Below are 22,069 nucleotides of genomic sequence, written 5' to 3' on the forward strand. Positions count from 1 at the left end.
ACCCAAAAATCGAGAACAAGCGGGATGCTATAATTAAAGTCACTGAAACAGCAATTTGCGGATCAGACCTGCATATTTACAACGGTAAAATCCCTCAGTTGGAGAATATGATCGTGGGGCATGAATTCATGGGAGAAGTGGTAGAAACGGGATCAGCCGTTACTAACCTGAAACGTGGAGACAGGGTGGTTGTTCCCTTCCCCATCAGTTGCGGACATTGCTTTTTCTGCCAGCATGACCTGTACCCACATTGCGAAAGCTCTAACCACAAGCACTACGGTCCGGAAGGTGGGCTTATGGATCAAAAAGGCGCAGCGCTTTTCGGCTATACTGATCTTTATGGCGGCTATGCAGGAGGCCAGGCCGAGTATGTGCGTGTTCCTTTTGCCGATATAGGCCCCAGGAAAGTGCCCGAAAACCTTACGGATGACCAGGTCCTTTTCCTTACCGATATTTTCCCTACGGGTTATATAGCGGTTGACTGGGCTGACCTCAAAGGAGGCGAGACAGTAGTTGTGTTCGGATGTGGCCCGGTGGGTATAATGGCCCAAAAGTCTGCCTGGCTTAAAGGTGCCAAGCGGGTAATTGGGGTCGACATTCAGCCTTACCGAATGGAGAAAGCCAAAAAAGTGGCCAATTCAGAAGTGCTCAATGCCGCAACAGACGACGTAGTGGAGATCATCCGGGAAATGACCGAAGGAAGAGGTGCCGATGTCTGCATTGATGCGGTAGGCATGGAGGCTGACAGGAGCATTTTAGAAAAGGTACTTAATACGGTGACGGTACAGGCCGGAACAACCAACGTATTGGAAAATTGCTTCAGCGCTGTAAGAAGAGGTGGTGTAGTTTCGGTCGTTGGCGTTTATGGCTCCAATTACCACAACTTTCCGTTTGGACAGTTCTTTGATAAAGGACTCACCCTCAAAGCGGGGCAGGCTCCTGTACAGGCCTACATAGACACACTGATCAAGCTCGTGGAAGAGGACAAAGTCACACTGGAGGATATTATAACGCATAAACTGCCACTGAAAGATGCCCCTCATGCCTATGACATATTTAACAAAAAGGAAGATGATTGCTTAAAAGTGGTATTAACGCCATGATGGGAGATGTGACGAAAGAATGAGGGATTGACCGGTAACCTAATGGATGGGTAAGCCACTAAAGTTTAAAACAATAAAATTATAATTGATATGGCAACATCATCCTTCGAGGTAAAGACTTATTCTTACTATAACTGGTCATCCAGAAAAACAGGAAAAACAAACCTTATCCTTAAAGGTGCTGTCGGGGAAGTGTGTTCGGTGTGGTTTTATGAAGACCCGGACAGTGATCTCCCGGAGGCACGCAAAGAGGGTAACTACCATGCTTTTTATTACCATCATCATCAGTTGCAACATCTGATAGATATGCTAAGGAATGAAAAACCAGTCTACGTCTACTTTAATAACGACAGTGGTTTTAACAACTCCAGAATATCTACCGCCGATGAGCCCGTTGGTGAAGGGGAGCAAAGTTAAAAGCGGAAAATCCATACTCACCGGTTCGAGCCGAGCCGGTGGGTTTATTTTATGGCATGCATGCCAGAAGTATCTGACAACACAGGTTTGCTCATATCATAAGCCATAATATGATATTCCTGTCCGTTATATTGAAATTCGCCAATAACACTCCAACCCAGCTTGTTGACATGGGCCTTTAGCGAACGGAAATTTGCTTTATTGATAAATGTAGCAGCCAAAGGATAACGATCCGACATGCCCAATCGCATTTCTTCAAAAAGGGACCTCAACAAATTGCCTCCCCTGTAATTGCGGTCAATACATATCGGCCCGTACTGAAAGCTATTTTCGGTAGTCAGTACATGTCCTGGAAATGTAAGCTGGGGAAACAAGGTAGTCATATACGTAAAAATGGGCCATTGAGCATAGTAGTCCCAACTACCGGCAAAGATATATGCTACCACCTCACCTTTGTCCAATGCCAGGAACAGGCCCTTTTCAGCAATAATGTTTTCGACTTGTTCTACAGTAAATGGCGTGGTTACGAAGCCATCCTTTCGTTCCTCTTCTTTGAGATTGTTAAACAGGTATTTTTCCTGCAGGTTCAAAACTTTTTGAACATCATCAATTTTAGCACTTCTTATTTCCATATAGTCAGGGATGGTTAGCCTCTCAAATTTGCATCGAGTACTTCCTCAGAAGAATATGATGAGGCCGGATTGGCAAATTTCACTATTCGATAACTTAAGAACCCTCCTAATGCAGCTCCGAGAAGGGCAAACAGATACACCAAAGGGCTTTCTCCGTACAGGATGGCACCTGTCATGGCACCTGCTATTTCTAGACCAAACAGCAACGCCAACATGATCACTACATATTTCCAGGGTTTCAGTCCCTTTTCCCGGGCAATTTTACTTATGGATTTCCCAAGGGTAAGAACAGTCAAAACTTCAAGCATGTTACACAGTCATAAAATTACCAACTACCATTCCACTTATGTGGTTTATTGGCAGGAACAGCAATGTAATCAATTACCTTGAAATTAGGATATAAAAGGCAGGAATGTTGTAAAGCCTGTAGAGACTATTTTAGAAAAGCGAAAGGATGAGGAAGTAACTCTTAAAAAGATGGCTGTACCAGGAATCTAAATTCTCCGGTACAGCCTTTGGATCTTTTATTTTTCTGCGTAAAAGCAACGGAATATACAAGATTCAGCCCCTGTAGGGTAGCAGGCTATTGTATTTCCACCTTTTACCGTGTTTTCTTCACCTTGTTTAAAATCGGTAATAAAGCTTTGTACTTTAAGGTCCTGGATTGATAGTTTGGTTTTCTTCATGATGTTAGTTTATTTAAATATCCCTCACTTCTATGGTTTTTGGGAATTACCATAGTGCAATCTGAGAAATTTTATAATATCAAAACATCACCGTTAACCGGGATTTCACAGCATACCTGCTTACAGGTAAGGGAGTTACCTAAAATTTAAGCTCAAGGGTCAGGTAAAAAGTCCGGCCATCCGCAGGTATTATACCGGGACCGGGGTAGCCGGATGCCCTTCGGGTAAAATACTTGTTGTCTGTAATGTTATTAACGCTGGCCTCAAGTTTGGCAAATTTATACCTGTAGCTGGCAGAGAGATCCATAACATAGTAAGTAGGTATAGGACCAGATACGGCCCCCGGCACCATATCATCAGCATTGGTAGCGTCGGTAAAGTGCTTCTGAACGTAGGAGTATTGATAGGTAACTTTAAAATCGTTGTGGATAAAAGACAGACCGGTACGTACACTAAAGGGAGGTACAAGCTCTACCTTGTTGCCCTCTATAGCCTCCTCGTCACTTTGCAGGTACCTGGCATCTATTACGGAAGTATTTACAAATAAATTCAGGCTGTTTTGAGAGTCTACTCCCAATGCATTGAACAGCTCCAGCTCCCCAAAGGCCTCGAGCCCGGTGCTGTAGGCATCAGAAATATTTCCTCTGTAACGGTACACCCTGAAGTTCACAGTGTCCTTTTTCTGAATGGCACTTATACGATCATTATAACGAAGGTAGAAAACGCTTATATCATAATTGAATTTCCCAGGTTTGCTGCCTCGTATCCCCAGATCAAAGTTATACCCGAATTCATCTTTGATGTTTGGATCAACCACCAGGTTAGGGTTAACCACCCGGATATCATTAAAATTGATTGACTTATAGTTTTGCGAGAAATTGGCATAAACCTCCTTATGCTTAAGCTTATAGCTAAGGCCTAACCCGAAGAATACAAACGATCTGGAACGTTCACGGGATTCATATTCCTGATAAGTAGAGTCTTTCTTAAAGCCAGTGACAGGGTCCTTCACAAACGTGCTCTTCTGATAGTACCCATCAGCACCTGTGTAGATATGTTCGAAACGTACACCCGGGGTTACGCTGAACTTATCCGTGATGTCAAATATGTTTTCAGTAAATATGGATATGTTTTCACTGGGAAGGTCAAAGTCTGAATCCTCAAGGTTATCAGGATTTAAAAATGTAAAGTGAGGCTCACTAGTGGCATCGGCCAGTCCCTGCTTTCTGTCAGTAAAGCCGTTGTAGTATCGGGCGCCTACCAACGCTACTGCCTGCCTTTTGCCGATATGATAGTTGTAGATCAGACGTGTTTCATTGCCGATGTTGTGAAACTCGTCGGAGAACAGGTTCCTTTCCTTCTCAAGTTCATCGGTACGGTCGATCCTTCCCAGGTTGCCCAGGGCATCCCTCCCGCCGATGAGGGCAAAAGTCCTGACGTTCAGCTTCAGCCTGTCGTTGATCCTGTAATCAATGGTATTGGCAAACAAATTCCAGTTGACCTGAAACCAGTTTCTGCCTCTTATCGACTGCCGTGGATCCTCTAAAAAGAACTGATCGGTAAGACCACCGGGCTGCTGGGCGAGGTAATCCATAAAAGTATATTCAAACTTTACGGAAAAACGGTCAGACGCCTCATATTTTAAGGCTCCATAGGCCATTTTTGAATCAAAGGAGCTGTTCTCTCTCCATCCCTCCCCTCTTTTATATTGGAAGAAAGTGTAGTAGTTCCATTTACCTACCGTACCTCCAAGACTGTTGAATGTGCTGAAGAATCCATAAGAGCCAACCGTATTACGCGTTATGGCCTCGATTTTTTTATCCTCAGGTCCTTCCTTCATTACAAAGTTCAACAGTCCGCCAAACTGTGTACCATACTGCAGGGAAGCGGCACCTCTCACCACTTCTATGCGTTCCACCGCCTCGGTTGCCGGTGTATAGTAGCTCTCAGGATACCCTAAAGCATCCGCACTGATGTCGTAGCCATTTTGCCTTACATTGAAATTTGCCGTCCTGCTGGGGTCAAGTCCGCGGGCACCGATACCCAACTGCAACCCTGCGCCGTCACTTTCCCAGATGTTCAGGCCGGGGACCTTGGCGTACACCTGCCGACTGTTGTTTACAGCAAGGTTTGCCGTAATATCCCTAAGTTCGATTACCTCATTTTTCTTGGCCTCATATATAGCTGTCCCCTCAACGGCCTGTAGTCTGCGGATACCCGTGGTTTCCTCTCTTTGGCTTTTGATCGTAACGTTGTCAAGTTCAGCGGCCAGGTCAGTTAATTCAAAGTCTACATTTACCACCTTGTTCTCTTCAGTGAGATTTACTTCCTTCGACAAGGTAGCCTTGCCCATTGAAAATGCAGCCAGTGTGTAGGTGCCATAGGGGATATCATTCAATTCAAACCGCCCTTTTCTATCCGTAGAAGTAATATAAGCCGTGTTCTGAAGAAAAACCTCCACCTCAACCAGTGGCTCACCTTCCATGGATTTAACCGTGCCGGTAATAATGCCCTGAGCACCTGCCTGCACCGCCAGTAAAACAAAAATCAGGGTAATGTACTTAAACTTCACTTTCATCAATTCTTATAGGATAAAATCCATTTTTTATGACCAAATCCATCCTGCTCTTTAGTCAGATCCACTTCCGGGTCAATGAACAACCGGCTACCACTGCCATTCAAGGTTACATAGGCCTCCGCCCTAACCTCGGGGTCTCGTATGCCTTGTTTTATATATTCCTGCTCCAAAAAATGGGCATATTGTAATATCATATCCGGCTGGGTCGACATCTGCTTTTCCTGCATTGGTGTCAGATATTCATGCGCATAGGCTTCCCATTGCCGTCCTGTCTCAGGGTCTTTTATATGAAAGATCACATATCCGGCCTTTTCCATCAACATCACCCTCCACGAAAATCTGTAGCCCTGCTCTGTCCAGAACAGTTTCCCCGGATAAAGCGTAAAACGCCATGGCAAGATCACCTGTACAAGCAAAAAACAAGCAAAAAAGCCGACAACCCACCGACTTGCAGCCGAAGCCACATATTTCTGAGGAGCAACATCTCTGTAAACTCTCAGGCGCTGCAAAACAACAGTTATTTTTTTTATTAAACCCTGATGAAAATCAGGTGAAAAGAAGATCGTTGTAGCCAGTATCATAATAAAGGGAAACATCCCTATCGGGAAAAGCAACCAGGTAAGTATATGAAAGGCTATAACTGCAACATATGCATAAGGTCTTGTACGCTTATAAAACAAAAGGAAAGGAATAGAAAGATCATAAACAGCTCCAAACCAACTAAAAAAGTACGCCACCCATACTTCTTCAAATAAAAAGCCCACTACCGGTACATGCGCATTGGGTGGAAGCCACATTCTTAAAGGCAGTGCTTCCATAAGCCAATCATAGTTGAGCTTGGCAACTCCGGCATAAAAGTAAACCAGTGCCAATTGAAGCTGTATGATCAGTACACACCAATAGGGCACTTCACGCACATAGAGTGCCGGTTTACGCCAGACGTCAAGGGAAAAATGACGATGTGCGGGCAAAAAGATCATAACAAGGCTGACAAGACTGACGAAATAGTAGTGGTTGAGGTAATTGGTTTTATCGATAAGTTCCACATAGGTAAATGCCAGAAAAAATACTGTAGCAGATATCCTGTAGAAGGCTCCCGCCATAACGCACAATGCGGCTATGGCCATAACAATGAAAATCACATAAATACCCGTCTCCCCAAGTGGTTTTATCCATTCAAAACCATAATAAGAAAAGAAAAAGCGCGGCATCACGTATTGGGAATCTACCCAACCGTTGAGCATAAAACGCATCACGCTCACAAACATTATAAAGCCAAAAAGCACCCTGAATACGACTAAGGGTGCAATTGATATCGGCTTATATATGAGGTCACGCATGTTTTTACAGCCTAATCTCCATCATTATCCTGATAAGTAATCAGTACTCCAAGCGCTGACGGCATATCAGCCTTTAGCAAAACCACAAGTTTCTGTAGTTCCGTATAAGCTTCATCCGCAGGTGTGGGGTTGGATTCTACGGTTTCCTGATACGGAGTAGGTATCTCTCCTACTTCTTTCATAGCACTTTCAAACTGCTGTTTGATAGCATCTGAAAGCAAGCCTCCGTTATACTGGGCGTTGATCGTAGTCAGATAATCATAGAAGCTGATCTTATCTCCCTCTACACCTATGCCCATGTAGAAATTATATAGCGCCTCAAGGTTTTCGGAAGCCAGGGAAATGGACAGATTGCTATAGCCGGCCTCTACCTCTCCTGGTATGGGAATGCCCTGAGACCTTTTGCCAAGAGGAATACCAATCTTGGCATCGCGCGCCTCTCTCTCTACAAATTTATTCAGCTCATTGACCATCAGCCCTACACTGCTACCTACATCTGTACCATCACTATTAATGAATACCGACCTGTAGTCGCCACCCGATGCTGACCATGCTGTAGCCACTTCCGATACTCTGGAGCGCATGTCAGCAGCAACCGCCTTCAGGTAATCCTTTCTATTGGCAGCGTCAGCGTCAGTGGTAAACATATCCACAATACCCTGATCGGTGTCAGCAATACCATACAAAAGGTAGCCAACAGCCGGGAATCCTTTTTCATCCTGCCCCGAAAGGGTGTTAAAATCATAGGTCCCACTTGAAATATTGCTGTTGATGGAAATGTAGTCAGCAGGAAATGAATTAACAGAACTCATCAGCAAAACATCGAACGCCGGACCAAACTCCCAGAATGAAGCCCTTTGCCAGGCATGGTAAGCCTGCTCGAACGCATTGCGGGAAGCTGCAAGGGAGGATAAATCCGGGGAAGTAATAAATGCATTGAGTGCCTCATCTAAAGCAATTACTTCTTTATTCAGTGTATCATACGCAGGCAGGATCACATTGCCTGCCAGATCTTCCAACATGGCTTTACGATCAAAACCGGGAGTGCTACCCCCGGTTTCGTCATCGCTACAGCTTGTAACTACAATGAGATTGATTAATAATATTGCAGAAAGTAATTTCTTCATTTTACAATTGGTCTTTGACAGCCTCAAGTGAAGGATATGCCGCTACTATAGTAGCTTTAGCTTTTTGAATTCCCGCAAGGGTCACTTTCCAGAAATTACCGTCTGTACCCAAATCAGTATTTAATATTTCGTTGATCTCAGCCTGGGTGATCTTCTTAACCGGGCTGTATTGCAAAGCTTTTACAAAAGCATAACCTTCTGACAAATGGTGTAGCAAATTGCCCTGATCACCGGCACTAAGATCGCTCATCGCTTCATTAAGATAATGTACGGCAGTAGCGGCTGCTACTAACTCATGGCCTTCGTAAATGATTGCTTTTTGCTCGTTCTTCACATCATTTCTTTTAGCAACAATAGCTGCTCTTCCGGTCAGGTATGCATTCATAAGCATGCTGTTTACACCCAGCAGTTCATCACGGCCATTGGTATAGTTGGCCCAAAATCTTTTATCCTGATCAGACAAAACAGGGTTACCATTAGGAAAATCAACCGGAACACCCCAGTAACCGAAAGCCTCGTCCCAGTGATGCTCCATGGCAGTGTAATTTTTGCCATCTACCAACGTTTCATTATCCACATCATCACCGGTTTTAGCATCAGACAAGTAGGCGTTGTATATCTGGTTGTAGAATACCGCGCCCATAAGTCCTTTTTCAATAAACTGGGTAAATTCCCAGCCTTTATCATTTACAAGAATGAATTTAGACCCTCTTGCATAAAGTCCGGCCTGACCATCGCTGGCAGTAACTCCGGAGTTGCTTGCTGCTTCAGCCTCGGCAAACAGGTCTTTAAACCATTGTACATCAGAAGCAAAAGTTTTATCCTCCAACTGCTTGGTAGAAGCATTGAGGTCAGCACTGGTAAAAGCATCATTCTCATTGGCATACATGTTCAACAGTTTAGAGGCTTCTATAGGCTCTCCTGCATCTCCGGTAGAAAGATAGCTTTTGATCTCCGATACCATATTCAGGCGGTCAGTTTGTCCCTGGTAACTTACCGTTGACTGACCATCTCTAGTGAATTCATAAGTAGCAGGTACCTCAACATTGGGTTGTGCATCTTCGTCATCATCGCAAGAGAACAAAGCAGCTACAAACAACAGACTATACAATAATTTTAATTTCATGTGGGTTTAGACTATTCTTATTTAGACTTTATTTAAATAATGACGCAAATATAACAGCCACCGACCAGTCATCAAATTTTGTTTAGAATAATTTTAAATAAAAATAATGAATTGATGATCAGGGATATTGAGCCAACAGCAGTCGACCGAACTAGTTACGGCTTTACTAAACACTGATATTAACAACCTGCTTTACTAATCCCTGAAGGCTTAGTAAAGCTATACCGTTGCCAACCCGCGAGCCTGACTAAAAACCAATCGACCATGCCATACCAAAGGAACAAAGAACTGCTGATCGGGTACCTTGCCCTTACAACGTGCAACCCTGCTTATTAAAATACAGGGATTCTTTCTTATCGTCGATTAAACTTCTAAAAAGGCGGCTCTATCAAGAAAATGGCAATTTCTATTTAGCCACTATCTGCATGAGAATGCCACAAAGCCAGGCTCCATAGGTGCCTAACGCATAACCCAATACCGCCAACAACACGCCTACAGGTGCCAAGGCAGGGTGAAAGGCCGCGGCCAAAACGGGTGCAGACGCCGCTCCTCCAATATTGGCTTTGCTACCTACAGCCAGGAAGAAATAAGGTGCTTTAATAAGCTTGGCAACAATAATGAGCAGAACAACATGTATGGCCATCCAGATCAGCCCAACCAGGAAGAAGCCTGGATTTTCGAGAATAGCAAGCACGTCCATCTTCATACCAATGGTGGCGACGAGTATAAATATAAAAACGGTTCCAATCTTAGAGGCTCCGGCTCCTTCGAGTTCACGGAGTTTGGTAAAAGAGAAAATTACACCGATAGTTGTGGATATGACCACAATCCAGAAAAACTCGGCATCCAGACTGAAGTTTTTAAGGTAAGGTGCATTTTCTGCAATATAAGGAGCTACAATGTCGGCTATAAAATGTGAGAAACCTGTTGCACCAAAGCCAATGGCCAAAATGACCATCAAATCTGCTACCGAAGGGATTTTGGCAATACTCAGGCTATAGGCTTCCATTTTATTTTTTAACTTGGTAATGGCGCTGCTGTCAGCCTTTAGAAAGTTGTCGATATCATCGGCACGACCTATTCCCAACAGCAAAGCAGCCATCCAAAGCTCAGCAACGATAACATCTACGGTAATGCTGACAGAAAAAAGGCTGTCGGAAGGCTGAAACAATTCATACATGGCCGCCTGATTGGCACCTCCCCCTATCCAGCTTCCTGCTATGGTGGTCATGCCGCGCCAAACAGCGTCAGGGCCTATACCTCCCACAAAATCAGGCTCTATGGCTGAAACTATGAGTATGGCTAATGGCCCGCCTATAACTACTCCGACAGTTGCGGTAAGGAACATGACCAGCGCTTTAGGTCCCAGTCTGATAATTTCTTTCAGATCAACACTTAGTGTTAGCAGCACCAGACATGCGGGCAACAGGTATCTGGATGCCACAAAATAGAGCCTGGATTCTTCCGCATCGACCAACCCGAAGGTGTTCAACAGCGATGGCAGGAAATAGCAAAGGAGTATGGTTGGTATTATTTTATAAAATTTTTGCCATCCCGGATTCTTGCTGGCAGCAGTTTTAAATACTACGGCCAGAATAGTCATCAAAATACCAAAAATAACAGCATCATTGGTAAAAAAAGGCTCTATATGTTCTTCTTTCATGGGGTAATCGAAAAGTTTAAAGATGCCAAACTAATCGATAATTGAGTAGAATTACAAATTCAGCTCCATTTCACGCACCAGTGCTACCAGTTCGGACAGCATCATTGCAGTAGCTCCCCATACTACTTTGCCTTCAATATCGAAGAACGGGGCATTTAGGCGGTAATTCCCTCGTACCAGTATGTCCTTTCTTTTCAAAGTGGTTTCTTTTACCAGCATTGACAGGGGCACTTCTATGAGCGCTTCCACCTCATAAGGATCGATATTAAACTCCGGGTATTTGTCAATATAGCCAACCACCGGTGAAACCCGGAAATTGCTGGGTGGAATATACAGGTCAGTAAGCCTGCCAATCACCTGTACATCTGACTGTTGCACGCCTATTTCTTCATAGGTTTCCCTCAGTGCTGTAAATTCCAGATCGGGGTCTCCCTCCTCCCACTTACCACCAGGAAAACTTACCTGGCCACCGTGGGTCCCCCTGTAATCGTGCCGCTGGGTCAGGGGCAGGTATATTTCATTGTTTTTAGGATACAAAAGCACCATTACCCCACCTAAACGAACATCATTCCTGTTCAGGTCAAAACGGGCCTCAGTACTCTCTTTGGGCATCATTATCCGTTGCGCCTCGGCCCCCGGCAGAGGCTTGCCCAGCCTCTCCTGCAAAAGATCAACAAATTTGTAAATCACTTTTTATTAAATGCGTCTCTATTGGTTAATTCAACATATGACTTGCCTGTAACCGGCTCTCCCTTCAGCTCTCCAGCCACTGAGCACATCCCTTCCCAGTAATAAAGTTTATAAAAAGCGGTAAATCCAACCCCAAGTTCCTGGTCAGGGATACGGGCTTCAATAACAATATCCAGCTCCTGGTCTGGGACTTTAACCCGCCACTTCACAGGGTAAATGGCTTTGGACCGGTCACTTTTCCAATATTCCAGTTCTTCCAACTCGATATCTCCCTCATGTAAGGTCACAGCATTCCCTTCTTCAGTGTAATAACTGCCACCAAACAGCACTTTGTCATCACCAAAATGGTGCAGTCTGTAAAGCATCAACTCACTCTGCGGACTATCAAGTTGTACTGAAATCCAGTCCCAAGCCACTTCTTTCTGCCATACACCCACACAATTCCACTGCCGGTCATACCACAGCTCACCGGCCACCTCAATATTTTTACTCCCAATATTCAACTGTCCCTGAGCTTTAAGTCTCGGAAACGAGTAATAGCCTGCCTTGGCATATTCTCCATACGTTTCATAACCCGTTCCGTTGTGTAGCAGTACCGGTTTAAGCGGCTCGGTTTTCAGCTCCACGTCTACCTGTTCCTTTTTCATATTGGCCTTTATGTGGTATTTTCCCATCTCACCTACAAGCCTATGGGACCTGCCTTTATCTTCAACTACCAGACGAAGCGGCAACTCGGGCTTAAGCAACGAGTCCAGTTTCACAATTTTATAATCATAGATAAACCGGCCACTTTCCGGATCGGTAATGGCAAAGTTGGTCATCAGATAGTCGTTCTTGTTCCGTGGGTTGAAATGGAATATCACGTATTCTATCCCGTATTCATTTCCCGAGTTTACATCATCCAGATGCCCGGTAAAATACCACCATTCCAATGAATTCTTAAAATGCAGCGCTTCATCTTCGGGTAAATGTGCTTTTTCATTGTAAATATCGCTGCCGTTATATGGAGTAAATTTGCACGAAACCAATAAGGGCAGGCATATCAATACCAGTTTTTTCATCATCAGTCTAAACATCAATAAAATTAAGATGTTTGTATAATAAAATTGGTAATTTGTAATTATTATATAGTTAACCTTTGATTTAATGCCCAGGCGGATACTTCAGATTGTTTTTCTTCTACTAAGTGCTTCTCCTGTACTTGCCCAGGAACCCATAATTAACTGTACAGACTCTGTTTTTTGCGTTCCTGGAGTTGTGGGCTTGCCTCGTTCAAAGGGAATAGTTATAAAACGGGAAATTGTAAGGGATTATTGGATTAAATCCGAATCAGGAGATGGAAAATCATCTGCAGAAGTGAGAAGAAACCGGCGCTGGGAGTTTAAGTTAAGGGCTCCAATTATCCTGAAAGATGGTTTTAAAATGGCAGCCGGCGTCAAGTATTTTGTCGAAGAATTTAACTTTGAACAACCTGATAACCTTGACTATCCGTTTTATCAGAACCTGGAAAATCGTTCTTTAAGAAGCATAAGGGGTGAGATCTTCATGGTAAAACCTACCCGCACCAACAAATACTACTTGTTGAGGTTAAGTGCTGGCCTAAATGGTGATTATCAGTCAGAATCATTCGCCAAAAATGATTTTTTCAAATTTTCAATTTCCCCATTGATCGGGTGGAAGAAAAATGACTATGTTTCCTATGCCTTTGGGGTTGCCTTTAGCTATGGCTTCGGAAGGCGCTCCATATACCCTCTCGTCGCTTACAACAGGTCTTTTAACAACCAATGGGGCATAGAAACGATTCTACCTGCCGAAATAAAACTGAGGTATAGCACCCTTAACCTGAAAAACTACTTTTACGCCAAGGCAGAGCTACACGGTTCCAACTACAGCATCCGGCTGGATGAAGCCAAAAATGACCTGGTTTTCCTGGACAAATCAGAGGTCCGGTTCTTACTTACCTGGGAGCGGGAGATACACGACTGGCTGTGGTTTGGCCTGGAGGGAGGCCTGAGGAGCAACATTAACTTCGACCTTTCCGACGACGCTTCTATCAGTGCTGATGTCCTTGTTGAAAACCGCCTGAACTCTGCCTTTGTATACAACTTCAGTATTTTTGTAGTACCTCCGAGAAAATTACTCAAATAAGTTTTCCTCATCTAACCTCATGCAAATCAGGACATTTTCAGAATGAAATTTTGAAAAATCCCCCGTTTTACGGGATAAACTACTGAAAATTACCCCCTTTGCAAGTTTATATTTCGATTTTTAATTTATACCTTAATCCTGCAATATTTATGTCAAACCTAAAAACCGACAACGATGAAGAAAAATTACTATTTTCTTCTGGCCGCATGTTTGAGCTTAATGCTCTCTCACATAGCATATGGCCAGGAGACCACCGTCAGTGGAAAAGTGACGGAAGCCAAAAGTGGCGAGCCTATTGCAGGTGTTAATGTTATTGTAAAGGGCACCACCAACGGTACCATAACCGATGGCAATGGTGAGTACAGCCTCAAGGTTAATGACGGGACCTTTCTGGTTTTTTCATTTATAGGCTATAAAAACAAAGAGGTTGCAGTTACCGGCACCCGGCTGGATGTTACACTCGAGGAAGACGTCACCAGTCTGGAAGAGGTAGTGATCAGTGGACTTGCATCAAATATCAAAAGAAGTAACCTCGCCAACTCGGTAGCCTCCATATCAGCCAAAGAGATCATAGGTACCACTACACCACAAACTGTAGATGGTGCGCTTTATGGCAAATTTAAGGGGGCAAACATTGTAGCCAACTCAGGTGCCCCGGGAGGTGGTATAGCAGTTAAACTCAGAGGTATCACGTCAATTACCGGTAGCTCTCAGCCTCTGTTCATAGTTGATGGGGTTTATGTTGACAACTCCTCCATTGCTGCGGGACTTAACGTCGTTTCTGCGGCCGCAGCCGGTGGTAGTGCATCAAACCAGGATAATCCATCTAACAGGATTGCCGATATATCTCCTGAAGATATTGAAACCATTGAGATCCTTAAAGGCGCTTCGGCTGCTTCTATTTACGGATCGAGATCTTCTGCCGGTGTAGTGGTTATTACCACTAAAAAAGGAACGCCCGGAAAAACTAAAATACGTCTGGAACAGTCTGTAGGCCAGACTTCAATCCTCAACCCTCTAGGCACCAGAACATTTACCGAGCAAAGGATACGAAATACGTATTTTGCACCAGGCGATAACGAAACCCCTCAGGAAACTGCCGAAAGGGAAGCTGCCGCTGCTGCAGAAGTACTAAGGTTTCAGAATGCCCGGGATGCCGGTCTTATTCATGATTATGAAGATGAGCTTTACGGCCACAAAGGGCTACTACTCAACACTGTGCTTAGTGCATCAGGTGGAAATGAAGATACCCGTTACTATGGCTCATTCCTTCGAAAAGACGAAGAAGGTATCGTTGAAAATACGGGATATGAGAAAACTTCCATGAGATTAAACTTCTCCCACGATATTGTTGAAAATGTAAATGTGGCGCTCACATCAAATTACATTTTATCTACTGCTGACCGGGGATTCTTCAACAACGACAACTCTGGTACTACTATGGGTATATCTTACATTTCAACCAGACCATATACCCAGCTTTTTCCGGATGAAAACGGCAACTATCCTAACAACCCGGATGCCCCTTCAAACTTCCTGCAAACCAGGGATCTTATCACTAACCGCGAAGAAGTGCAAAGATTTATCGGTAGTGCCAAACTAGAGGCTACACTCTTCCAAAATGACAACATGCAGTTGAAGTTTATCGGTTTAGCCGGTTTGGACAGTTATACTTTAAAAACCACTGCTTTATTCCCACGGGAGCTTCAGTTTCAGCAAGGAAACAACGGAACGGGTGGTGCCTCCATCCAAGGCAGGACTGTACTGGAAAACCGAAACCTGCAAGCCTTCCTGGTACATAGCTACTTCCCTTCCAATAAACTGAGTTTTGTAACCCAGCTCGGGGTGCTTAAGCTGGATTTTAACAGGAACACAACGCTGATCACGGCTACACAACTTATTGGTACCCAATCCAACCTGGACCAAGCCAGTGCCATAAGTGCTGAGCAGACCATACAGCCAGAAGAAGATGCCGGTTTCTTCATTCAGGAAGAAGTCAACTTCGCTGACCAGATCATTGCTACTGTAGGTGTGAGGGCTGATAAATCCTCAAACAATGGTGATGTAAATAAACTGTTCTACTACCCTAAAGCCAACCTCGCCCTTAACCTCCACGAATTTGGGTTCTGGGGAATTGACGCCGTTAATACATTGAAGCTTAGAGTTGCCTATGGACAAGCCGGTAGATTTGCAACTTTCGGTTCCAAGTACACCGGTTTCGGTAGTGTTATCATCGACGGACAGGCAGGTTCGCTGATCGGCACACAACTGGGTAACCAGGAAGTTGAGCCTGAAAAGCAGTCTGAAATAGAGACTGGTTTTGATATTGGTGTGATCAACAACAGAGTAATGTTTGATTTCACTTACTATAAGAAAAATGTAACTGACCTGCTTTTAAGTGCTCTTGTGCCTACTTCAAGCGGTTACACTTCGCAAATTATCAACGGTGCCGAACTTGAAAATCAGGGTATAGAAATGGGGCTTAATGTTCTGGCCATAGACAAGCCGGACCTGAAATACAACTCTTCTTTGAACTTCTGGTTCAACCGTTCGGAAATTACCGAGCTGAGGGTTCCTGCATTCAATACAGGTGCTTTTGGCGCTACTTTAGGTACGCTTAGAATAGAAGAAGGCAAAAGTGCCACGCAGCTAGTGGGTATTGACCCCAACAATCCTGATGGTGTAACCAAATGGGGTGATGCCGAGCCAGATTTCCAGATGTCGTGGAACAACTTCATTACCTGGAAGAACTTTGAATTTTCGTTTTTATGGCACTGGAAACAAGGTGTTGAAAACGTGAATTTGTCAACGCTTTTGACTGACCTTAACGGTACCAGCGCCGACTTTGACGATGGCGACCTTGACCCGACTGGGCAATTGCAAAACGGGCCGTACCGGCTGTCGCAATTGGGTGTATCAGCAGAAACTTTCGTAGAAGATGCTTCTTACATCAGACTGAGGGAGGTAGGTTTATACTACAACCTTGATGAAGACCTGCTCCTGAACGTATTTAACGGTGTATTCAATGGTGTAAGAGTTGGTTTTTCAGGTTATAACCTGCTAAACTTCTTCGATTACAACAGTTACGATCCTGAAGTATCCAACTTTGGTGGCGACGGGCTTTCAACCGGTGTTGAAGTTACCCCGTTCCCTTCTGCAAAAAGATATTTTTTCCACCTGGCTTTAGAATTTTAATTTGAAAGAAAATGAAAAAGACATTGATATATAAAAGCAAATTAGTCGCTCTTGCCATAGCCTGTATGCTTTTTGCTACCGGTTGCGAGATCGATGAGCTGGACGACCCCAACAACCCGAGTGTTGACCTGGTCAATGATGCTACGCTAAGTGAGCTCCAGAACCTGATCACCGGTATCGAGGCCGGCATGAGAAACAGACTGGGCACATACTATGATGATGTAGGTGTGATAGGAAGAGAGTTTTACCGGTTCTCCGGTTCTGACCCGAGGTTTACTGCCGACCTTCTCGGAAAAGGTTCCGCGGAGTTAGACAATAACACCTTTTACATCACCGGCCCGTATGCCGAAAGATACAGGGTGATAAAGAACACTAACTTCCTTTTGGAGGCTGTAGATAAAACTTCGGCAGCGATCAGCGATGCGCAAAAGAACTACATGCGTGGATTTGCCAAAACCATCAAGGCTTACCAACTGCTGCTGAACCTGAACCTGCTGTACCAAAACGGGATAAGGACCAACGTAAGTGATCCTGATAACCTCGGGCCATTCAGGTCTTATGAGCAGTCACTTGATGACATAGAGGGCTTGCTCAACGAAGCAGCTACTGAGCTTTCCGGTAGTGAAGACGAATTCGTATTTAGCCTAAGTTCTGGTTTTGCAGGGTTCGATGATCCGGCAAGCTTCCTGGAATTCAACAGAGCCATTGCGGCCAGAGTTGCTGTATACCAGGAGGATTTCACCGCCGCACTGGACTACCTGGATGATTCCTTTTTCGATTTAACCGGAGACTTAAATACAGGGCCTGAGCATTTCTTTTCTACCGCAGGTGGAGATGTGACCAACCCATTGTTTTTCCCGGCCAATGCCAGCGGAGAAACCAGAGTGGCACACCCCACATTCGTAACTGATGCTTTGGCTAATGACGACAGGCTTAGCAAAGTTTCTGAAAGGGAATCTGCAGCATCTTTGGATAACCTCACCAGCAATTATGATGTTATGGTATATCCTTCACAAGCTGATAACATTCCGATTATCCGCAACGAAGAACTTGTTCTTATCTATGCTGAGGCCAATGCCAGGCAAGGTAGCCCTGGCCCGGCTATAACAGCTATAGATGAAATAAGAACAGCTCACGGACTTGATCCTTATGCGGGTGCAACAACGGAAGAAGCATTGATAGATGAGATTTTGTTCCAAAGAAGGTACTCTCTTTTCGCGGAAGGACATCGCTGGATAGATATGCGACGCTACAACAGACTGGACGAATTACCTATAGACAGAGAAGGTGACAACGTATGGGAGCAATTCCCGGTACCGGTGACTGAGGTACAATAAGCCTCAAAAACCAGATATATTACAAGGCCATTCCGGATTCGGGATGGCCTTCTTTTTTAACTCAACCGGCGTGCTTGACCATTCTGATCAGCTCATGACCGGCTACTTCGTATATTCTTTCCTCTCCTTGTACATAGCCAACACTTTCATAAAACTGCTTTAAATAGCGGTGTGGAAAGAGTTCAAACTCCCGCACGCCTTTGTTCAAGGCACGCTGCTCCAGTTCGCTTATTATAATCTTTGCATAACCTTTCCCCCTAAAATCGGGCAGGACCGCTATTCGGGCCAGGATGCCCCTGCCCTCCTCTATCACCAGCCTTCCCGTGCCGGCTATCGCACCCTCTACATACAGCAATAAGTTCGTGGCTATGGGATCCTTTCCGTCATTGTCCAGCGTTTCGGATATGCCCTGCTCCCCCGTAAACACTGCCTTACGGATCATGGCAACCTGCTTCATAAGCGGCTCTCCTACAGCTTCTTTTATTTCGATCTTTGCATTCATAGTACCTGTTAACAGCTATATTCAGTCAATTTAATAAAACTTTTGGACGGACATAGCAAAATCATGATTTCACCTCCCATACCGAAACAAAAGCTTTTATGCCTATGTTGTATTACTGAAAGAAAATCAACTCACTAACCCCCTTGCGCCATGTTTTACAATAGAGAAGATGCGGCTCAACAGTTAGCCAAAGGATTAAAAAAATACAGGCATGAGGATGCCATTATCCTGGCGGTTCCCAGAGGTGGTGTGCCTATTGGAAAGGTTGTGTCCAGAGTGCTGGGTTTCCCTTTAGACATCATTTTAACCAAAAAAATAGGGCATCCGGCTAATAAGGAATACGCCATAGGAGCAGTAGGTATTAATGACAGCTACTTTACAGATGCTGACGGCAGCGTTTCCAGTGATTATGTGGAACAGGAAGTGGAAAAGGTGCGTTCGGGCCTGAAAGAACGATATGAGCAGTATATGGGAGACAAACAGCCCATAAATCTTTATAATAAGACCGTCATCATTGTGGATGATGGTATCGCAACCGGGAGTACTTTACTGGCAACCATAAAACTGGCCAGGGCAAAAGGTGCTACAAAAGTGATTATTGCTGCCCCTGTTGGTCCGCCAAGTGCAATTAAGAAGTTGAGAGAGGCCGCTGACGAAGTGGTATGCCTGGATATACCCCCTGAGTTCAATGCGGTGGGTCAATATTACCAGGAGTTTGGTCAGGTATCAGATGAAGAGGTCAGGGCTATGCTGAATGATTAAAACGGACATCTCATGAAAACTATAAAGAAAGACATTCAAATTGATATTGAAGGGATAATGCTGGAAGGCAACCTTGTGATTCCCGATAATCCTGCTGGGTTAGTACTATTCTCACATGGCTCCGGCAGTAGCCGGTTTAGCCCGAGAAACAATTATGTAGCCGAGCAACTGCAGCAAAACCATATGGCAACGCTGTTGTTCGACCTGCTTACAAAATATGAAGACGCTGTTTACGAAAACCGCTTTGATGTTGATCTTTTAACTGACAGGCTATTGGCGGTAACCCATTGGGCCAGACAACAAAATAACCTTAAAGGCTTACCCATAGGCTATTTTGGTGCCAGCACCGGTGCAGCTTCAGCACTAAAAGCTGCCGCAAAGTTAAAGGAACCCGTCTCAGCAATAGTTTCCCGGGGAGGAAGGCCTGACCTGGCCATTCCTTTAGTCGCTAAAGTCAAAGCACCTACCCTACTGATTGTTGGAAGTAAAGACACTCAGGTAATCACACTTAACAAACAAGCTTATGAGCAACTTGCCGGTGAAAAGGAAATGAAAATAATTGAAGGAGCATCTCATTTGTTTGAAGAACCTGGTAAACTGGAGCAAGTTGCAAAGCTCGCCGGTTTATGGTTCAGCCAGCATTTAAGTCCGGATATGGTCGGTCATAATCATACAGGCACTGCCAGTGAACATTGAGTTTTCAGAGCTTACCGGCATTTCTCAGCCAATGCTTCGGGGATTGATGTCTGATTGGCCTTTGCTTCTTTAAGAGCGTCGCAGGCCTTTTGACGTTCTCCCGCCGCAAAATACGCTTCTGCCAGGTACAAATATCCTTTGTTTACAAACGCGTCGAGTTTTACAGCACGCTCCAACAGCCTGATGGCATCATCGTAATTGCCTTTTTTAAAGTAATACCACCCCTTATTTCTGTAGGCCCAGCCATTGTTGGGGTCAACAGTAATGCTGCGGTCTATGTCTTCCTTTGCTTTTTCAAGGTTATCCTGCATGAGGTAAATAAACCCTCTGTTATTCAAAAAGTAGGGCTGTCCGGGTTCAAGATCAAGGGCACGGTTCACCAGCTCCATCGCCTTGTCATAATTCTCTTTTTCAACCTCGATCAACGACAGTGCATTATAGGCATTGCCTTGCAGCGGATCAATTTTCAAGGCGTGGTTAAGATCGTTCTGTGCCGCGTCAAAATTGTCCATATAATATTTCACCGTACCCCTGTTGATCAGGGTCTCAACATTACCGGTATCAAGTTCGTATGCCGTGTCAAAAGCCGCCAACGCTTCCTGATACTTTCTCATCTTAGTTTTTACAAGCCCTTTCCTGAAATGTATGGTGGATGAGTCAGGTATGTTTTTTTCCACATATTCCAGGTCATCAAGCGCGCGGTATAATTCGTTAAGCTCATAAAATGCATTGGCCCGGTTCAGGTATGCGTCCATGTAAGAGGGATCGCAGGCCAGGGCACGGGTATACTCCAGTTCTGCTTTATGATACTGCCCCAAACGAAAATAAACTATACCCAGGTTATTAATAGCAGCGGTGTAGCAGGAGTCCTGCTTGATGGCTTCGTTAAAAAACCTGACGGCTTCCCTGAAATTTTGCTGCTTCAGGGCATCATTCCCGCGGATCAAAAACCTTTGTTTCTGTGTGTCGGTGTTGCTTCCACAGGCTGTCAAAAAAATGATAATTACCGGAATAAAATAGCGCATGCCTGAATTTTTCGGCAAAAATAGCTATTCCGGTTTACAAAAACAGGATGAATATTAAAAGTATTGCTCCTAATCGACCTTCCGCTTACTTTTTGAGTAAACGGAAGGCATGGCTCCATTGATTATTGCTAAATCCGGGAATACACCACAGGATGCACAAAGGTTCAATAGCCCTTGCTGCCTCATCCTTACCCATATCCTCCGTTTCCCACCCGAACTCGTCGAGTATACTTTTCACTTCGGCTTTGGCTTCCTTGTCATTGCCGCAAATGAACATGGTTGGCTTTTCTCCACCAAAGTCAGGGTTGACCATCAGATGTGCTCCCACGCTGTTAAATGCTTTGACGAAGTGCGACTCTCTGAAACTACTTTGCAGTTGCTCCATGAGACTGGAGTTCAGGGAAGTGAAAAATTTCAGTACACCATTGACCGGTGGTTCATCTGCAATCGGATTAGTGGCATCAATGATGATTTTCCCTTTCAGGTTATGTTGACCGCATTGCTCAAGCACATTTTTGGCCACACGCCCTTTAACGGCGAGTACAATAATTTCCCCGGCCGCAGCAGCTTCATTGAAGCTACCTACCTCGCCTTTATCCCCTGCCTTTTTCTTCCATTCCGATAGCTTTTCAGGGTGCCCTGTACCTATGGTCACTTTATAACCATACTTAATAAAACCATCCGCCAATGCCTGCCCAACTGTTCCTGATCCAAGAATACCAATGTTCTTTTTCATAGTTTTTAATTTAAAAACACAAGCACATTAAACGAAAGATATTATGACAATTAAACTTACTTAACAGACAGCGTAGAAGTAACCACACGAGTCTTAAGCATATTTAGCAAATTGTATAAGCCGAAGTACGTCCTGTTAATATACAGGCCGTCTTTATTGCCCCGGGCTGTTTTGGATTTTCTGAACTCCTTCATTTTTGAAACGCGTTCACCAGCTTCAAATATCTGCTGAAAATATTCATCATCCCCGAAATCGAACTGTTCCATTCTGAATGGCCTCCCGAGAAGCTCTATCATTTCCTTGAAA

The 22,069-nt window shown here is 44.4% G+C and carries 20 protein-coding genes and 1 pseudogene; 7 read left to right on the plus strand and 14 right to left on the minus strand.

The window, feature by feature from the left end; genetic code table 11:
* Window positions 1-1,103 (plus strand): zinc-dependent alcohol dehydrogenase (locus E1163_RS26880; protein WP_155176317.1); only part of this gene is annotated, 1,103 nt, incomplete at its 5' end.
* Between the two features lie 90 nt (window positions 1,104-1,193).
* Window positions 1,194-1,520, plus strand: coding sequence for a hypothetical protein (locus tag E1163_RS26885; protein ID WP_155176268.1), 327 nt, complete (start codon window positions 1,194-1,196; stop codon window positions 1,518-1,520).
* A gap of 44 nt (window positions 1,521-1,564) precedes the next feature.
* Here the strand turns inward: E1163_RS26885 and E1163_RS26890 are convergent, their stop codons facing one another.
* The 10 genes from E1163_RS26890 to E1163_RS26935 all read right to left on the minus strand — a co-directional run bounded on the left by E1163_RS26890 (window position 1,565) and on the right by E1163_RS26935 (window position 12,438).
* Window positions 1,565-2,152 carry a GNAT family acetyltransferase gene (locus tag E1163_RS26890; protein ID WP_155176269.1) on the minus strand — a complete coding sequence of 196 codons (588 nt, stop codon included), beginning with the start codon at window positions 2,150-2,152 and terminating at the stop codon, window positions 1,565-1,567.
* Between the two features lie 14 nt (window positions 2,153-2,166).
* Window positions 2,167-2,460, minus strand: coding sequence for a hypothetical protein (locus tag E1163_RS26895; protein WP_155176270.1), 294 nt, complete (start codon window positions 2,458-2,460; stop codon window positions 2,167-2,169).
* 216 nt (window positions 2,461-2,676) lie between these two features.
* Entirely contained in the window at window positions 2,677-2,838 is a 162-nt protein-coding gene (locus E1163_RS26900; RefSeq protein ID WP_155176271.1) for a pinensin family lanthipeptide, read from the minus strand.
* A 139-nt stretch (window positions 2,839-2,977) separates the two neighbouring features.
* Entirely contained in the window at window positions 2,978-5,416 is a 2,439-nt protein-coding gene (locus E1163_RS26905; RefSeq protein WP_155176272.1) for a TonB-dependent receptor, read from the minus strand.
* Window positions 5,416-6,756, minus strand: coding sequence for an HTTM domain-containing protein (locus E1163_RS26910; protein ID WP_155176273.1), 1,341 nt, complete (start codon window positions 6,754-6,756; stop codon window positions 5,416-5,418). The genes E1163_RS26905 and E1163_RS26910 overlap by 1 nt, the downstream gene beginning before the upstream one ends.
* A gap of 11 nt (window positions 6,757-6,767) precedes the next feature.
* A complete protein-coding gene (locus tag E1163_RS26915; protein WP_155176274.1) occupies window positions 6,768-7,883 on the minus strand; it encodes an imelysin family protein in 1,116 nt (371 codons plus the stop codon).
* A gap of 1 nt (window position 7,884) precedes the next feature.
* The gene (locus E1163_RS26920; RefSeq protein WP_155176275.1) at window positions 7,885-9,009 is read right to left on the minus strand and encodes a DUF4856 domain-containing protein; all 1,125 of its coding nucleotides are present in this window, start codon (window positions 9,007-9,009) and stop codon (window positions 7,885-7,887) included.
* 406 nt (window positions 9,010-9,415) lie between these two features.
* Window positions 9,416-10,672 carry a DUF819 family protein gene (locus E1163_RS26925; RefSeq protein ID WP_155176276.1) on the minus strand — a complete coding sequence of 419 codons (1,257 nt, stop codon included), beginning with the start codon at window positions 10,670-10,672 and terminating at the stop codon, window positions 9,416-9,418.
* A 51-nt stretch (window positions 10,673-10,723) separates the two neighbouring features.
* The gene (locus E1163_RS26930) at window positions 10,724-11,362 is read right to left on the minus strand and encodes an NUDIX hydrolase (RefSeq protein WP_343033983.1); all 639 of its coding nucleotides are present in this window, start codon (window positions 11,360-11,362) and stop codon (window positions 10,724-10,726) included.
* Window positions 11,359-12,438 carry a lipocalin family protein gene (locus E1163_RS26935; protein WP_155176277.1) on the minus strand — a complete coding sequence of 360 codons (1,080 nt, stop codon included), beginning with the start codon at window positions 12,436-12,438 and terminating at the stop codon, window positions 11,359-11,361. The genes E1163_RS26930 and E1163_RS26935 overlap by 4 nt, the downstream gene beginning before the upstream one ends.
* A 70-nt stretch (window positions 12,439-12,508) precedes the next feature.
* Here E1163_RS26935 and E1163_RS26940 point away from each other — a divergent pair, with 70 nt between their 5' ends.
* The 3 genes from E1163_RS26940 (at window position 12,509) to E1163_RS26950 (ending at window position 18,042) form a co-directional block, all read left to right on the plus strand.
* Window positions 12,509-13,510, plus strand: a complete 1,002-nt coding sequence (locus E1163_RS26940) for a hypothetical protein (protein ID WP_155176278.1) — start codon at window positions 12,509-12,511, stop codon at window positions 13,508-13,510.
* A 174-nt stretch (window positions 13,511-13,684) separates the two neighbouring features.
* Complete coding sequence (locus E1163_RS26945) at window positions 13,685-16,705, plus strand: SusC/RagA family TonB-linked outer membrane protein (RefSeq protein ID WP_221418090.1); 3,021 nt, start codon at window positions 13,685-13,687, stop codon at window positions 16,703-16,705.
* 11 nt (window positions 16,706-16,716) lie between these two features.
* The gene (locus E1163_RS26950) at window positions 16,717-18,042 is read left to right on the plus strand and encodes a RagB/SusD family nutrient uptake outer membrane protein (protein ID WP_155176280.1); all 1,326 of its coding nucleotides are present in this window, start codon (window positions 16,717-16,719) and stop codon (window positions 18,040-18,042) included.
* Between the two features lie 61 nt (window positions 18,043-18,103).
* Here the strand turns inward: E1163_RS26950 and E1163_RS26955 are convergent, their stop codons facing one another.
* Entirely contained in the window at window positions 18,104-18,544 is a 441-nt protein-coding gene (locus E1163_RS26955; RefSeq protein WP_155176281.1) for a GNAT family N-acetyltransferase, read from the minus strand.
* 150 nt (window positions 18,545-18,694) lie between these two features.
* Between E1163_RS26955 and E1163_RS26960 the strand changes: the two genes are divergently transcribed.
* Window positions 18,695-19,306 (plus strand): phosphoribosyltransferase, encoded by a 612-nt coding sequence (locus E1163_RS26960; RefSeq protein ID WP_155176282.1) that lies wholly within the window; start codon window positions 18,695-18,697, stop codon window positions 19,304-19,306.
* Window positions 19,307-19,318: 12 nt separating this feature from the next.
* A complete protein-coding gene (locus E1163_RS26965) occupies window positions 19,319-20,002 on the plus strand; it encodes a dienelactone hydrolase family protein (protein WP_155176284.1) in 684 nt (227 codons plus the stop codon).
* 11 nt (window positions 20,003-20,013) lie between these two features.
* On the opposite strand, the gene E1163_RS26970 is transcribed toward E1163_RS26965, so the two are convergent.
* The 3 genes and pseudogenes from E1163_RS26970 to E1163_RS26980 all read right to left on the minus strand — a co-directional run.
* Entirely contained in the window at window positions 20,014-21,027 is a 1,014-nt protein-coding gene (locus E1163_RS26970; RefSeq protein WP_155176286.1) for a tetratricopeptide repeat protein, read from the minus strand.
* 85 nt (window positions 21,028-21,112) lie between these two features.
* Window positions 21,113-21,763: an NADPH-dependent F420 reductase gene (locus tag E1163_RS26975; protein ID WP_155176288.1), complete on the minus strand. Its 651-nt coding sequence runs from the start codon at window positions 21,761-21,763 to the stop codon at window positions 21,113-21,115.
* A gap of 56 nt (window positions 21,764-21,819) precedes the next feature.
* Window positions 21,820-22,069, minus strand: a pseudogene (locus tag E1163_RS26980) (AarF/ABC1/UbiB kinase family protein); the annotation flags it as partial.

It is taken from the genome of Fulvivirga kasyanovii, assembly GCF_009711405.1.
GTDB classification, from domain to species: domain Bacteria; phylum Bacteroidota; class Bacteroidia; order Cytophagales; family Cyclobacteriaceae; genus Fulvivirga; species Fulvivirga kasyanovii.

Excerpts from the sequence above, each read along its gene's own strand:
- E1163_RS26910 (WP_155176273.1), bottom strand. The coding sequence starts at position 6,756 with ATGCGTGACCTCATATATAAGCCGATATCAATTGCACCCTTAGTCGTA.
- E1163_RS26955 (WP_155176281.1), bottom strand. The coding sequence starts at position 18,544 with ATGAATGCAAAGATCGAAATAAAAGAAGCTGTAGGAGAGCCGCTTATG.
- E1163_RS26945 (WP_221418090.1), top strand. The coding sequence starts at position 13,685 with ATGAAGAAAAATTACTATTTTCTTCTGGCCGCATGTTTGAGCTTAATG.
- E1163_RS26975 (WP_155176288.1), bottom strand. The coding sequence starts at position 21,763 with ATGAAAAAGAACATTGGTATTCTTGGATCAGGAACAGTTGGGCAGGCA.
- E1163_RS26890 (WP_155176269.1), bottom strand. The coding sequence starts at position 2,152 with ATGGAAATAAGAAGTGCTAAAATTGATGATGTTCAAAAAGTTTTGAAC.
- E1163_RS26940 (WP_155176278.1), top strand. The coding sequence starts at position 12,509 with ATGCCCAGGCGGATACTTCAGATTGTTTTTCTTCTACTAAGTGCTTCT.
- E1163_RS26935 (WP_155176277.1), bottom strand. The coding sequence starts at position 12,438 with ATGTTTAGACTGATGATGAAAAAACTGGTATTGATATGCCTGCCCTTA.
- E1163_RS26965 (WP_155176284.1), top strand. The coding sequence starts at position 19,319 with ATGAAAACTATAAAGAAAGACATTCAAATTGATATTGAAGGGATAATG.
- E1163_RS26970 (WP_155176286.1), bottom strand. The coding sequence starts at position 21,027 with ATGCGCTATTTTATTCCGGTAATTATCATTTTTTTGACAGCCTGTGGA.
- E1163_RS26885 (WP_155176268.1), top strand. The coding sequence starts at position 1,194 with ATGGCAACATCATCCTTCGAGGTAAAGACTTATTCTTACTATAACTGG.
- E1163_RS26950 (WP_155176280.1), top strand. The coding sequence starts at position 16,717 with ATGAAAAAGACATTGATATATAAAAGCAAATTAGTCGCTCTTGCCATA.
- E1163_RS26900 (WP_155176271.1), bottom strand. The coding sequence starts at position 2,838 with ATGAAGAAAACCAAACTATCAATCCAGGACCTTAAAGTACAAAGCTTT.
- E1163_RS26895 (WP_155176270.1), bottom strand. The coding sequence starts at position 2,460 with ATGCTTGAAGTTTTGACTGTTCTTACCCTTGGGAAATCCATAAGTAAA.
- E1163_RS26960 (WP_155176282.1), top strand. The coding sequence starts at position 18,695 with ATGTTTTACAATAGAGAAGATGCGGCTCAACAGTTAGCCAAAGGATTA.
- E1163_RS26915 (WP_155176274.1), bottom strand. The coding sequence starts at position 7,883 with ATGAAGAAATTACTTTCTGCAATATTATTAATCAATCTCATTGTAGTT.
- E1163_RS26920 (WP_155176275.1), bottom strand. The coding sequence starts at position 9,009 with ATGAAATTAAAATTATTGTATAGTCTGTTGTTTGTAGCTGCTTTGTTC.
- E1163_RS26905 (WP_155176272.1), bottom strand. The coding sequence starts at position 5,416 with ATGAAAGTGAAGTTTAAGTACATTACCCTGATTTTTGTTTTACTGGCG.
- E1163_RS26925 (WP_155176276.1), bottom strand. The coding sequence starts at position 10,672 with ATGAAAGAAGAACATATAGAGCCTTTTTTTACCAATGATGCTGTTATT.